This is a genomic window from Enterobacter sp. 18A13 (assembly GCF_007035975.1).
In the GTDB taxonomy this organism is placed as follows: Bacteria; Pseudomonadota; Gammaproteobacteria; order Enterobacterales; family Enterobacteriaceae; genus Enterobacter; species Enterobacter vonholyi.
This window is the reverse complement of sequence record NZ_AP019634.1, coordinates 1,574,769-1,587,824: the sequence shown is the minus strand read 5'-3', so window position 1 is coordinate 1,587,824 and position 13,056 is coordinate 1,574,769. Positions and strand designations below refer to the sequence as shown.

10 protein-coding genes are annotated in these 13,056 nt (G+C 54.6%); all 10 read right to left on the bottom strand.

All coding sequences use genetic code 11. The annotated features are described in order from the left end of the window. Positions 1 to 42: 42 nt before the first annotated feature. On the bottom strand, positions 43 to 1,272 hold the full coding sequence (locus FOY93_RS07665; protein ID WP_136194624.1) for a winged helix-turn-helix domain-containing protein: 1,230 nt from the start codon (positions 1,270 to 1,272) through the stop codon (positions 43 to 45). A gap of 44 nt (positions 1,273 to 1,316) precedes the next feature. Next, on the bottom strand, positions 1,317 to 2,294 hold the full coding sequence (lpxK, locus tag FOY93_RS07660) for a tetraacyldisaccharide 4'-kinase (protein ID WP_143344892.1): 978 nt from the start codon (positions 2,292 to 2,294) through the stop codon (positions 1,317 to 1,319). After that, on the bottom strand, positions 2,291 to 4,039 hold the full coding sequence (gene msbA / locus FOY93_RS07655; RefSeq protein ID WP_111964565.1) for a lipid A ABC transporter ATP-binding protein/permease MsbA: 1,749 nt from the start codon (positions 4,037 to 4,039) through the stop codon (positions 2,291 to 2,293). Before msbA ends, lpxK begins: the two co-directional genes overlap by 4 nt. Positions 4,040 to 4,075: 36 nt before the next feature. Continuing rightward, on the bottom strand, positions 4,076 to 6,340 hold the full coding sequence (locus tag FOY93_RS07650) for a ComEC family protein (protein WP_143344891.1): 2,265 nt from the start codon (positions 6,338 to 6,340) through the stop codon (positions 4,076 to 4,078). 214 nt (positions 6,341 to 6,554) lie between these two features. Next, the gene (ihfB, locus tag FOY93_RS07645) at positions 6,555 to 6,842 is read right to left on the bottom strand and encodes an integration host factor subunit beta (protein WP_008499965.1); all 288 of its coding nucleotides are present in this window, start codon (positions 6,840 to 6,842) and stop codon (positions 6,555 to 6,557) included. 170 nt (positions 6,843 to 7,012) lie between these two features. Beyond that, positions 7,013 to 8,686: a 30S ribosomal protein S1 gene (gene rpsA, locus FOY93_RS07640; RefSeq protein WP_008499966.1), complete on the bottom strand. Its 1,674-nt coding sequence runs from the start codon at positions 8,684 to 8,686 to the stop codon at positions 7,013 to 7,015. 111 nt (positions 8,687 to 8,797) lie between these two features. Then, positions 8,798 to 9,481, bottom strand: coding sequence for a (d)CMP kinase (gene cmk / locus FOY93_RS07635; RefSeq protein WP_024907794.1), 684 nt, complete (start codon positions 9,479 to 9,481; stop codon positions 8,798 to 8,800). A gap of 185 nt (positions 9,482 to 9,666) precedes the next feature. Beyond that, a complete protein-coding gene (gene aroA / locus FOY93_RS07630) occupies positions 9,667 to 10,950 on the bottom strand; it encodes a 3-phosphoshikimate 1-carboxyvinyltransferase (RefSeq protein WP_127730265.1) in 1,284 nt (427 codons plus the stop codon). A gap of 69 nt (positions 10,951 to 11,019) precedes the next feature. Beyond that, positions 11,020 to 12,108, bottom strand: a complete 1,089-nt coding sequence (serC, locus tag FOY93_RS07625) for a 3-phosphoserine/phosphohydroxythreonine transaminase (protein ID WP_143344890.1) — start codon at positions 12,106 to 12,108, stop codon at positions 11,020 to 11,022. 162 nt (positions 12,109 to 12,270) lie between these two features. Continuing rightward, positions 12,271 to 12,963 carry a DUF421 domain-containing protein gene (locus FOY93_RS07620; RefSeq protein WP_111964569.1) on the bottom strand — a complete coding sequence of 231 codons (693 nt, stop codon included), beginning with the start codon at positions 12,961 to 12,963 and terminating at the stop codon, positions 12,271 to 12,273. Positions 12,964 to 13,056: the final 93 nt, after the last annotated feature.

Below are 13,056 nucleotides of genomic sequence, written 5' to 3'. Positions count from 1 at the left end.
TCCTCCGTATGGGTAATCGCTAAAGCTTAACACATTCCCTTTTCAGGGCGTGCCTGTTTCCCAGCCACTTCGACAGGATGTAAACAATCCATCAGGTACCCGGCCCAGCGTCACGTCGCGGGCACCCTGCCAGCGCGCGAATTCGCTAATGGCGGACGTTAACCCTTTTTCCAGGCTCGCCGTCACCCTTACGCCTTCTTGCAGATAAAGCGCAATGATTTCAAGCGTTCCGGTCTTGCGGTGCATTTTGGCATCCATACGCCCGACCAGTTGCTCCTTGTGCAGCAGCGGTAAAACAAAATAGCCGTACTGGCGCTTTGGAGCCGGGGTATAACATTCCAGCCGGTAGCTAAAATCGAACAGCTGCTCGGCGCGTTTTCTGTCCCAGACGACCGGGTCGAAAGGCGACAGCACCGCACTGTGGGTTGCCTGAAGTTTCCCCTCCTGGGCCAGAGGCAGTAGCGGGAGGAGATCCGCATGCAGCCACATTTCGCCAAGCGTATCCGCCGTGACGGGGATGATGCGCTGTTCGCGTTGCCAGATGTCCAGCAGCGGTTTCAGCGCGGGCTGGCGAAGGCGGTAATAGTCTGCCAGCCATTGGGGGCGGAAAATCCCCAGGCTGCGGGCGCTGTTCTCCAGCATGATGGCCTCGGCAGTCTCCTGGGTAAGCAGGTCACGCTCGTCGTCCCAGTGCGGCATCACGCGATGCGTCAGGTCGTAGACGCGCTGAAAATTACGCCGCTCAATCACCATGACTTTACCTGAGGTGAACAGCCCTTCGAGATGACGTTTGTGCGGCTTCCACTCCCACCAGCCGCTGGTGCCCTTGCGAGGGTGTTCAAAATCGGCAGAGCGGACGGGACCGTTTTCCTGAATATGCGCGATGAGCTGCTCAATTTCAGCCGCATGTTCCTGCATCCACGCCTGTCGGTATTTCCAGCCCATCTTTTCCGGCGCGAGCATGCGGTGACGAACCAGGGCAAAATCGCTGCGGGGCAGAAAACAGGCTTCGTGCGCCCAGTACTCCATTAACTCCCCCTTGCTTAGCGCTTCATCCAGCCACTGCGAAGGATAATTCCCCAGTCGACTAAACAGGACCAGGTAAGGGCTACGGGCCACAATGTTAATGGTGTCGATTTGAAGCAGCGACATGCGCTGGACGGTAGAGAGAATATCGGCAGGCTGTGCGCGGCGGCGGGGCTTTTTGAGCAGCCCCTGCGCGGCAAGGTGTAAATGACGTGCGGCTGAAAGCGAGAGTTGCGGTAATGACATGCGTTTTCCTGTCAGTCTAAGCGCCACCGGAACCGCGTAAGCCTTTACTGCACCAACGCAATCAGTTCCTGGAGCAAGTGTTCCGGCTGCTCGCCGCTGAGTTCAGCGTCAACCGGCAGATACCACCAGTTATCTTTCGCAAAGGCACGGCATTTTACCGCATCTTTTTCGGTCATGATCAGCGACTGTCCGGGCACAGTCAGGGCGTCAACCTGCCCTTCCACCAGCGCCTGGTGGTCGGCCAGCGGAACGCGTTTTTCAAGCCGGGCACCACACTGCTCCAGCGTCGCGAAGAAGCGCGGGGGATGACCAATTCCCGCCATCGCCACCGGTGAAGGTAGCTCAGCAACCGACCGGCGTTCACCCGTCGCCAGGTTGACCGCCAGACCCGGCTGCAGGTGCATGGGGATTTCACCCGCGTTTGCCTCACCGCCGTTCACAATCACCGCATCAACGGACTTAAGACGCGAAGCACGTTCGCGCATGGGCCCGGCCGGCAGCCACCAGCCGTTACCGAAGCGGCGAACCCCGTCGATGACCACAATCTCTTTATCACGCGCCAGGGCGTAATGTTGCAGACCATCATCCGTAATGATGATTTGCACCGCGTGTTCGTCAACCAGAGCCTGCACGGCGTCGCTGCGTACCGGGGAGACCGCAACTGGCGCGCCGGTACGCTGGAAAATCAATACTGGCTCATCACCCGCTTCTGCGGTCGTGGTTTCCGCCGACAGCAGCAATGGGTAGTGCGCCGCTTTACCACCATACCCACGCGACACCACGCCGGGGCGGATGCCGCGTTTTTGCAATTGCTCCACCAGCCAGATCACCACCGGCGTTTTACCGTTGCCGCCTGCCGTAAGATTACCGACAACCACAACCGGCACCGGCGCGCGCCAGGCACGCTTCAGCCCCAGACGGTAAAGCAGACGGATAATGCCGCTTACCAGGCCGTATAGCCAGGATAGCGGCAAAAGCAGCAGCCACAGCGGGTTCTCACCGGACCAAATGCGTGCAATCATTCGCCAAACTGCATCTTATGAAGCTGGGCGTAAACGCCGCGGTGCTCCAGCAGGTCAGCATGGCTTCCGCGTTCAACAATGATACCGTCCTCAACCACGACGATTTCGTCAGCCTGCTCGATAGTCGACAGACGGTGTGCAATCACCAGCGAGGTACGGTTCTTTTGCAGCTCATCCAGCGCAGACTGAATAGCACGTTCAGATTCCGTATCCAGCGCAGAGGTCGCTTCGTCCAGAATCAGAATCGGGCTATCGCGCAGTAGAGCACGCGCAATGGCAATACGCTGACGCTGACCACCGGAGAGCAGTACCCCGTTCTCGCCGATGATGGTATCCAGGCCGTTATCCATCTTATTGATAAAGTCCATTGCGTAGGCCATACGCGCGGCGTTCTCAATCTGCTCGCGGCTGTACTCATCAGTGCGCGCGTAAGCGATGTTGTTGGCGACCGTATCGTTAAACAGATGCACGTTCTGAGAAACCAGAGCAACCTGGTTACGCAGCGACTGAAGGGTATACTCCCGCAGGTCATGCCCGTCTAACAGGATCTCACCTTCGTTAATATCGTAAAAGCGGGTGATCAGACTGGCAATGGTCGATTTACCCGAGCCGGAACGGCCTACCAGAGCCACGGTTTTACCCGCGGGAATGGAGAGGTTGATATTACGCAGGGCCGGTGTTTCGCGGCCAGGGTAGGTAAAGGTCACATTACGAAACTCAACGTCGCCGTTTGCACGCTCAATGACGCGCTTACCTTCATCTTTTTCCTGCTCGGAATCCAGAATGCTGAACAGGGTCTGACAGGCCGCCATCCCACGCTGGAACTGGGCGTTGACGTTTGTCAGGGATTTCAGCGGACGCATCAGGGCAATCATTGAGGAGAAGACCACGGTGATGGTACCCGCCGTCAGCGTCTCCATGACGCTTGGGAAGCTTGCCGCATACAGGACGAATGCCAGCGCCAGTGACGCAATCAGCTGAATAATCGGGTCAGAGATGGAAGAGGCTGAGACCATTTTCATCCCCTGAAGACGCATTTTGTTGCTGACTTTATCAAAGCGTTTTGTTTCGACTTCCTGACCGCCGAAGATCAACACTTCCTTATGCCCTTTCAGCATCTGTTCCGCGCTAGTGGTCACCTGCCCCATCGTGTTCTGCATATTCTTACTAATATTGCGGAAGCGCTTTGAGACGACGCGGATGGCAATAGAAACTACCGGCGCCAGAACGATAAGGATGAGCGACAGCTGCCAGCTGTAATAGAACATCATCACGAACAGGCCGATGATTGACGCGCCCTCACGCACAACGGTGATCAGTGCGCTTGAGGACGAGGAGGCAACCTGCTCGGAGTCGTAGGTAATACGCGACAGCAGCGTCCCGGTAGACTGCTTGTCAAAGAACGAGACCGGCATGCCCATCATGTGGCTGAACAGGCGACGGCGCATGGTCATCACCACTTTCCCGGATACCCAGGAAATGCAGTAGCTGGAGATGTAGCTGGTGATACCGCGTAAGATCATCAGTCCGATAACCACCAGAGGCATCCACAGCAGCACTGAGCGATCCGTTTTACCAAAACCGTCGTCCAGTAACGGTTTGAGAAGCGATAGCATAAAAGTATCGCTGGCTGCGTTGAGGATTAACGCTACTCCCGCCACGATCAGGCCTGTTTTAAAGGGCGCAATCATCGGCCAGAGACGGCGGAAGGTTTGCCACGTGGAGAGATCTTTGTCGTTATGCATTCAAAAAACCAGCATTCGTTGAAATAGCCGCATATTCTACCCGTTATCGACGGGCGCGCCAAACCACTGATGATACCAAACGGGTAAAAATTGCTCTCGCAAGCGCCGGATTTGCCAGTGATGTTGCGAGAATGTCACCGATATTTGTCCAGAATGAGGGGTATCGTGCCAGATATACCCCTCTTTTCGATAGCGTCGGACAACTTTTGCTGACGGGAATCGCCATGCGTTATAGCGGGCCGCTGAATCCAGGGCGATTCTACCTTCCACCCGCTGTACCAGCGGCAAGGAAGAAGAAGTAATGCTGCCATGATGGGGCACCTGTATGAGGGTAGAGGTCAGATAACGCCAGTAATGGCTAAGCATAGCCTGTTCCGCCTGCGCTTCAATATCTCCTGTTAGCAGAACACTCTGCTCACCGTCGTCGATTTTTACCACGCAGGAATGGTTGTTTCCCTGAGCCGGGTAATTTTCAGTGGGCCAGTGTACGGTGAAGGAGAGTCCCTGCCACCTCCATCTCTCCCCGCGAAAACAGGGGTGATGCCCCGCCAGGCGCAATGGGCTTCTTACCCACAGGTCAGGCCATGCTTTTTGCAACGATGCGAGGCCTCCCGCATGGTCGAGGTGCTCATGACTGAGAATAACGCCTTCAGGCCGCAGGTGATGCCAGCGAAGCCACGGGATAATTAACCGCTGTCCGCTGTCCCCGCCCGGCCAGGCGAGCCCGGTATCATAGAGAATGGCTTTCCCCTGCCGTTCAATGACTATTGCCAGCCCCTGCCCCACATCCAGCATATGTACCGTCCAGCTCTCGCTTTTTTCCGTTCTCCAGAGAGGAAATGTCAGTAAGACACTTCCTGCAAAAATAACGGCGGGAAGGGTTTTCCAGGCACGAAAACGCCAGCCAATGATGATAAGCCAGGGCAGTAGTGTCATGTACTGCCAGCGTTGATCTACACTCTGCCAGCCATCAGGCAGGCGCATGAGGAGCCAGAATAGCCCCGCAAGTGACTTATCGGCTGCAAACCAGACAACGCTTTCCAGTGCTTCCAGCGGCAGCAGATGAAGCAGCATGCCGAGCAGGATCAGCGGTACGGAGACAAACGTCACCAGAGGAACGGCAAAGAGATTCGCGACCAGTGAGGTGAAGCTGAAGCCATGGAAAATCAGAACCTGTAACGGCATCAGCAGCATCAGCATACCGACCTGCAGAGAGAGCAGGTTCAGCAGCGGCCGTATACGTCGAGCCCGTTGCCAGTCAGGAAGAGGCAGCCACTGAAACCAGAAAATCAGCGCGGCGACGGCAAATGCAGACAGGGCAAGACTCTGCGAAAGTACGGCTAAGGGATCGCTTATCAGGATCGCTGCGATACAGCATCCCCATACCTGCCAGGGAGACCATTGGCGGGCAGCGATCCGCAACATTGCAAGCACAGCAAGCGCGATGACCGTTCGTAGCGCAGGAGGTTGCAGACCGGTAAGCCAGGCATAGAAGGCGGCAAAGCATAACCCAGCCAGGAGAGGCATTTGCCAGTAGACCCGATGGCTGGGTAATAAAAACTGGAGTCCACGTGCAAGTAACCAGACGAGGGATGCCGCCAGCGCGATATGCAGGCCCGAAATCGCCATCAAATGCAGCGTCCCGGTTTCACGCATCAGGTCTTTTATTTCCCGGGGAACATCCAGACGTTCACCCATCCCAAGTCCGAGGATAACCGCACCCCAGCGGTAAGCAGAAAGTCGGTTTTGCAGTGACATCAGGTATTGCGCTCGCAGGCTGCAGCGCCCATCGACGAGTTCAGCACGGGTGAAGCGCCCACTCAGCGTTTGATGTTGGGCAAAGGCGCTGCGCTGAGAATCATAACCGCCGTCGTTCAGTTCGCCATGGGCAGGCCTGAGCCTGAGCGTCATGGTCCAGCGCTGACCGGCACACGCTTTCTGTGGCAGATAGTTGCCATACAGCGTTACGCCGGTTGAAGCCCACCAGCGCTTGCCATCAATGCTGCGAATGTTTCCCTGATGCAGAGTAGCGCCGTCGGTCGATGTGAGTTCTACCTCAGCCTGCACAGCCCCCGTGGTTAAATGCTGCATCGGCCAGACGCTCTCCTGCGCGGCCAGAATGCCCCACGCACAAAATAACAGCGTAATACCAGCATACTTCACTCGATGGTTTTGCCATGCAGCAAGCACTATCCCGCCAGCCACCATGACCCACACGGTGTAAGGTGATGGCAGTTCAGGTAACCAGAGTAACGGGGCTATCGCCAGAATGGCGCAGATACTAAGCGTGGGAACTCCCATTGCTACCTCCCTGTTTCAGAGCGGCAGTATGTATGCAAGCAGTGCGAAATGTCAGATGAGAAAAATGCGTTTTGCAGCGCGCGCTGTGTTGTTTTTATCGGCTTACAGAAAACGAAACTGAAAATGCGGGACATCTTCAGAATAAAAGCGACAGACACAAAAAAAGCACCCGCAGGTGCTTTCTTTCGAACCCAGTTTAACCGGCTGGCTAAACTCAGTTACCGTAAATATTGGCGCGATCGCGCAGTTCTTTACCCGGCTTAAAGTGTGGAACGTACTTACCTTCCAGCTCGACTTTATCGCCAGTTTTCGGGTTACGCCCGGTACGTGGAGCACGATAGTGCAGAGAAAAACTACCGAAACCGCGGATTTCAATGCGCTCGCCCTGGGCAAGAGTGGAGGCCATATGCTCCAGCATCTCTTTTACGGCATCTTCCACTGCCTTGGCAGGGATATGCGGTTGCTGACTGGCAAGTCTTTCAATCAATTCTGACTTGGTCATGATTCCTCCGGTTCCTTTCAAACCAATTAGCTGAACAGCTCATTAAACAAGGGCGGCCGTAGCCGCCCTTTGTTATTGATTACAGGACGAATCCTGCAATCTGTCAAGTTTGCTCCTCATCCTTCACGCTGTAAATGCGTTACAGCGCAAATGATGCTGAGAACCTGATATTACTCGCCTTTAGCTGCTTTGAAAGCTTCAGCCATTGCGTTGTTAGAGAAGTTTGCATCTTCCTGTTTGTTAACAGTTGCGATTGCATCTTTCTCATCAGCTTCGTCTTTAGCACGAACAGACAGGCTGATTGCACGGTTCTTACGGTCAACACCGGTGAACTTAGCTTCAACGTCGTCGCCTACGTTCAGAACCAGAGTGGCATCTTCAACGCGGTCACGGGAAGCTTCAGAAGCGCGCAGGTAACCCTCAACGCCGTCAGCCAGTTCTACGGTTGCGCCTTTAGCGTCAACTGCAGTTACTTTACCGTTTACGATTGCGCCTTTCTTGTTCAGTGCAACCCAGTTGTTGAACGGATCTTCTGCGAGCTGTTTAACGCCCAGGGAGATACGCTCACGCTCTGCGTCAACCTGCAGAACAACTGCAGCGATTTCGTCGCCTTTTTTGTATTCACGAACTGCTTCTTCGCCTGCAACGTTCCAGGAGATGTCAGACAGGTGAACCAGGCCATCGATGCCGCCGTCCAGGCCGATGAAGATACCGAAGTCAGTGATAGACTTGATTTTACCTTCAACACGGTCGCCTTTGTTGTGGGTTTCCGCGAACTGCTGCCATGGGTTGTTTTTGCACTGTTTCAGGCCCAGGGAGATACGACGACGTTCTTCGTCGATATCCAGAACCATCACTTCCACTACGTCACCAACGTTAACAACTTTGGATGGGTGGATGTTTTTGTTGGTCCAGTCCATTTCGGAAACGTGCACCAGACCTTCAACGCCTTCTTCGATTTCAACGAAGCAGCCGTAGTCAGTCAGGTTGGTTACGCGACCAGTCAGTTTAGTACCTTCTGGGTAACGCTTAGCGATAGCTACCCATGGATCTTCGCCCAGCTGTTTCAGGCCGAGGGATACACGAGTACGCTCGCGGTCGAACTTCAGCACTTTAACAGTGATTTCGTCGCCCACGTTCACGATTTCGCTTGGGTGCTTAACGCGTTTCCACGCCATGTCGGTGATGTGCAGCAGGCCATCAACGCCGCCCAGGTCAACGAATGCGCCGTAGTCAGTGAGGTTCTTAACGATACCTTTGACTTCCATGCCTTCCTGCAGGTTTTCCAGCAGCTGATCGCGTTCTGCGCTGTTTTCAGATTCGATAACGGCACGACGGGAAACAACAACGTTGTTACGCTTCTGGTCCAGCTTGATTACTTTGAACTCAAGCTCTTTGCCTTCCAGGTGCAGGGTGTCACGGACTGGACGAACGTCTACCAGAGAACCTGGCAGGAACGCACGAATACCATTCAGCTCAACAGTGAAGCCACCTTTAACTTTGCCGTTGATAACACCGACCACAGTTTCAGCTTCTTCGTAAGCTTTTTCCAGCGTGATCCAAGCTTCGTGACGTTTCGCTTTCTCACGAGAAAGCAGGGTTTCACCGAAGCCGTCTTCTACTGCGTCCAGAGCAACGTCAACTTCGTCGCCAACCTGGATTTCCAGCTCGCCCTGGGCGTTTTTGAACTGCTCTGCCGGAATGGCGGACTCAGATTTCAGACCGGCGTCAACCAGTACTACGTCTTTGTCGATAGCAACAACAACACCGCGAACGATGGAACCCGGGCGGGTTTCGATTTCTTTTAAGGATTCTTCAAACAGTTGAGCAAAAGATTCAGTCATGTTTAATCTTCAGGTTAATATTAACGTCCACCTGGCTCCGTGCCGGATGGGGTTGTTTCACATACCCGCCGTCAATCCATTGCAGCGGGGGTACTGCTAAATCGGTCGCGATTACGCGAGTGCCAGTTTTTGGCGCGCATATTGTAGCGCTTTTTCAATCACTTGCTCAATAGTTAAACTGGTTGAATCCAGAACTAATGCATCTTCTGCTGGAACAAGTGGAGCGACGGCGCGGTTACGATCGCGGTCATCGCGCTCTTTTATCTCGGATAAAAGGCGATCAAAGTTAACACTAAACCCCTTTTCCTGCAACTGAAGCATGCGGCGCTGAGCGCGTTCTTCCGAAGAGGCGTCAAGGAAAATTTTCACAGGTGCATCAGGGAATACCACGGTTCCCATATCGCGTCCGTCCGCGATCAAACCCGGGGCTTCACGAAACGCGCGCTGACGACGTAACAACGCCTCACGAACGCGCGGGAAGGCCGCTACCTGAGAGGCCGCATTCGCCACTTCCTGAGTACGGATTTCCCCGCTCACGTCTTCCCCTTCAAGGATCACTTCCAGGTTGCCATCGGTCGACACGAAACGCACATCAAGATGCGCGGCCAGCGGAACCAGCGCTTCTTCTGACGCCACGTCCACGTGATGATGTAGCGCAGCCAGAGCCAGCACGCGATAGATTGCTCCCGAATCTAAAAGATGCCATTGCAATGCTTCCGCCATCGCTTTGCACAGAGTCCCTTTCCCTGCGCCACTCGGCCCATCAATGGTGATTACCGGGGCAATTGCCGTCATCTTTTTCTCCTTAAATAAGGCATACCGTTTACATGAACGCCGCGCATTATACGCGTCAACGTGCGCAACTGTTACCTTTGCGTGCAAATTACGGATTGATTGAAGCAGAGTGTAGAAGAAATGAACGGAAGTGTTCGTCAGGAAGCGTAAGGAAATGCCGCATCAGGCGATGCGGCAAGGTGTTATCAGGCCAGCGTGCTAATGCGTGCCAGCTGTTCGAAGTAGTCCGGGAACGTTTTCGCCGTACATTTCGGGTCAAGGATGGTCACAGGCGTGTCTGACAACGCCACCAGCGAGAAGCACATCGCCATACGGTGATCGTTGTAGGTTCCGATCTCGGCAACCTGCAGTTTTGCAGGAGGCGTGATGCGAATGTAGTCTTCGCCCTCTTCCACCTCAGCGCCGACCTTACGCAGCTCGGTCGCCATCGCGAACAGACGGTCAGTCTCTTTTACGCGCCAGTTGTAGATATTACGCAGCGTGGTGGTGCCTTTTGCAAACAGCGCCGCAGTGGCAATGGTCATCGCCGCATCCGGAATATGGTTCATGTCCATATCGATGGCATTCAGATCGCCATGCGTACAGGCGATGAAGTCATCACCCCAGGTCACAACCGCGCCCATTTTTTCCAGCACGTCCGCAAAACGTATGTCGCCCTGCACGCTATTGCGACCAATACCGGTGACCTTCACGGTACCGCCTTTGATCGCACCCGCAGCCAGGAAGTAAGAAGCCGAAGAAGCGTCGCCTTCAACCAGATAGCTGCCCGGAGACTGGTACTGCTGCGCCCCACGCACCACGAAGCGCTGATAAGACTGGTTTTCAACCTCGACACCGAAGGTTTTCATCAGGTGCAGCGTGATATCAATATAAGGTTTGGAGACCAGCTCGCCTTTAATCGTAATAACCGTATCCTGCGGCGCCAGCGGCGCGGTCATCAGCAGTGCCGTCAGGAACTGGCTGGAGACGCTGCCGTCAACCTCGACGTGACCGCCGTTAAAACCACCGCGCAGACGCAGTGGCGGATAGTTTTCCTGCTCCAGATACTCAACCTGCGCGCCGCCCTGACGCAGGGCATCCACCAGATGGCCAATCGGACGCTCTTTCATGCGAGGTTCGCCGGTCAGCACAATGTTGTTGCGCCCAAGACACAGGGCCGCCGCCAGCGGACGCATCGCGGTACCCGCATTGCCCAGAAACAGCTCAAGCTCTTCATCCGTCTGCAGCGCGCCGCCGCTGCCGGTCACTTCGCAGCGGGTACGATCGTCGGAGAGAATGTAATGAACACCCAACGCTTTCAGCGCATTGAGCATATGGCGTACGTCATCGCTGTCCAGCAGGTTTGTAAGGACGGTGGTGCCGTTTGCCAGTGCTGCCAGCAGCAGAGCGCGGTTCGAGACACTTTTTGAACCAGGCAGATTAATGGTGCCATCTACCCGCGCGATAGGTTGTAACGTCAGGGATTCCATGAAAACTTAACTCTCAACTCAACATAATAAAAACCCCGCAGCAGGGCTACGGGGGTGAAAACAGCGCTATTAACCGTGGCGACGTTCGAAGTCGATCATGAAATCCGTCAGAGCTTTAACGCCTTCCAGCGGCATCGCGTTATAGATGGAGGCACGCATGCCGCCAACGACACGGTGACCTTTGAGCGAATGCAGGCCTGCCGCGAAGGACTCTTCAAGGAACACTTTATCCAGGCTGCTGTCCGCCAGCTGGAACGGCACGTTCATGCGGGAACGGTTAGCTTTCGCCACATCGTTGCGATAGAAATCGCTTTTGTCGATCACGCCATACAGCAGTTCAGCTTTCTGCTGATTCACCTTGTCCATCTGCGCCACGCCGCCGTTTTGCTTCAGCCATTTGAAGACCAGGCCTGAAAGATACCAGGCAAACGTTGGTGGGGTGTTGAACATAGAATCGTTATCGTTCAGCACGGTGTAATCTAGAATCGACGGGCAGGATTTATGCGCTTTACCCAGCAGGTCTTCACGCACGACGACGATAGTCAAACCGGCCGGACCGATATTTTTCTGCGCGCCCGCATAGATAACGCCGTAGCGGCTGACATCAATTGGCGCAGACAGAATGGTGGAGGAGAAGTCGGCGGCAACCACGACATCGCTGCCGAAGTTTGGCGTCTCGTCGATGGCAATCCCGTCAATGGTTTCGTTCGGGCAGTAGTGCAGATACGCTGCGTTATCAGAAAGCTGCCACTCGCTCATTGGCTTCACGGCGCGCAGGCCATCAACGGTCACTTTGGCGTCGATAACATTCGGCGTGCAGTATTTATGCGCTTCTTTAACGGCGCTCGCAGCCCAGTAGCCCGCGTCAACGTAGTCAGCCGTCGTTTTGTCACCGAGGATATTCAGCGGAACGCCTGCAAACTGGCCGCGTCCACCGCCGTGGCAGAACAATACTTTGTAGTTCGAGGGAATATTCAGCAGATCGCGAAAATCCTTTTCTGCCTCTTCGGCCACCTGAATAAACTCTTTACCACGGTGGCTGATTTCCATCACCGACGTACCGAGACCGTTCCAGTCACAGAGTTCCTGTTGAGCCTGTTTAAGCACGTCTGCCGGTAACATTGCCGGACCTGAACTGAAATTAAAGACTTGAGCCATTTCCCTTCACCACGCTAAAAGCCATAAGTTATAACTGTGGATATCGGTTTTATCATTCAGTGACACGCGCCGCAATGTCTAAAACTTATGACCCGTGAAATGTGCCCCGCGTCACACAAAACAATCTGCCGCCTCGCCATCACAAAACCGACAAAATGGCTGTCAGGTGATGCGTTTGGCCCGGCTAACCTTCGTCCATTCCGGATTTGCACAGCGGGGGCATAATTGACGATCCCCCGGCTGCATCGCGAGCACGTGGCTACATCTCACGCAGGCATACTCGCCTGACTCAGGTACGGTTCTGAAACGCTCGATCAGCATATCCGGCAGGATACACAGTCCCGGCTTCACCTCGTCGTCAGAATAGTAATAGACGCTGATCTGCCCGTTGGTCTCCATGATCGCCAGACGCACCTGCCCGAGCTGTTCAACGCTATTCAGTCGTAGCTCCATAAAGAACTCGAACTCGGTCATATTGGCGCTTTGTACATTTTCCCAGGCCAACTGCCCGTCCTCGACGATAACGACCGGCTTCCCCTCAAGCAGATCTTCCAGCTTTTCGCTTTTCGACATCAGCCACATGACAAGGCGATAAAGAAGCGCCAGTGAAACAAAAACGATAAACACCGGCACCATCGGCACATCATCATAGAAGGCGACATCCCCCGCCGCTGAACCCAGCGTCAGGATGATCAACACCTCAAAGAGCGACATCTGCCTTACGCCGCGACGGCCGGTGATTTTAAGAAACAGGAAGACAAGTACGAAGGTATACAGGCTGCGGAGCGCCACTTCGCCCAGAAATTCAGGAGGAACTTTATCAAACGCCATCCGCTGGAGATCAAATGCTTTCATTTTTCTATGCCTTAACAGTCAGTTACTGCCACTAAGCATAGCCCAGCCATTTATTTTCGCCGAAGATAGCACCCGTCACTCAAAACCCGTATC

Bases quoted from the DNA above. Each gene is read 5' to 3' on its own strand.
- FOY93_RS07620 (WP_111964569.1), bottom strand. From the start codon at position 12,963: ATGAAAGCATTTGATCTCCAGCGGATGGCGTTTGATAAAGTTCCTCCT.
- FOY93_RS07650 (WP_143344891.1), bottom strand. From the start codon at position 6,340: ATGGGAGTTCCCACGCTTAGTATCTGCGCCATTCTGGCGATAGCCCCG.
- serC (WP_143344890.1), bottom strand. From the start codon at position 12,108: ATGGCTCAAGTCTTTAATTTCAGTTCAGGTCCGGCAATGTTACCGGCA.
- FOY93_RS07665 (WP_136194624.1), bottom strand. From the start codon at position 1,272: ATGTCATTACCGCAACTCTCGCTTTCAGCCGCACGTCATTTACACCTT.
- cmk (WP_024907794.1), bottom strand. From the start codon at position 9,481: ATGACGGCAATTGCCCCGGTAATCACCATTGATGGGCCGAGTGGCGCA.
- aroA (WP_127730265.1), bottom strand. From the start codon at position 10,950: ATGGAATCCCTGACGTTACAACCTATCGCGCGGGTAGATGGCACCATT.
- msbA (WP_111964565.1), bottom strand. From the start codon at position 4,039: ATGCATAACGACAAAGATCTCTCCACGTGGCAAACCTTCCGCCGTCTC.
- ihfB (WP_008499965.1), bottom strand. From the start codon at position 6,842: ATGACCAAGTCAGAATTGATTGAAAGACTTGCCAGTCAGCAACCGCAT.
- rpsA (WP_008499966.1), bottom strand. From the start codon at position 8,686: ATGACTGAATCTTTTGCTCAACTGTTTGAAGAATCCTTAAAAGAAATC.
- lpxK (WP_143344892.1), bottom strand. From the start codon at position 2,294: ATGATTGCACGCATTTGGTCCGGTGAGAACCCGCTGTGGCTGCTGCTT.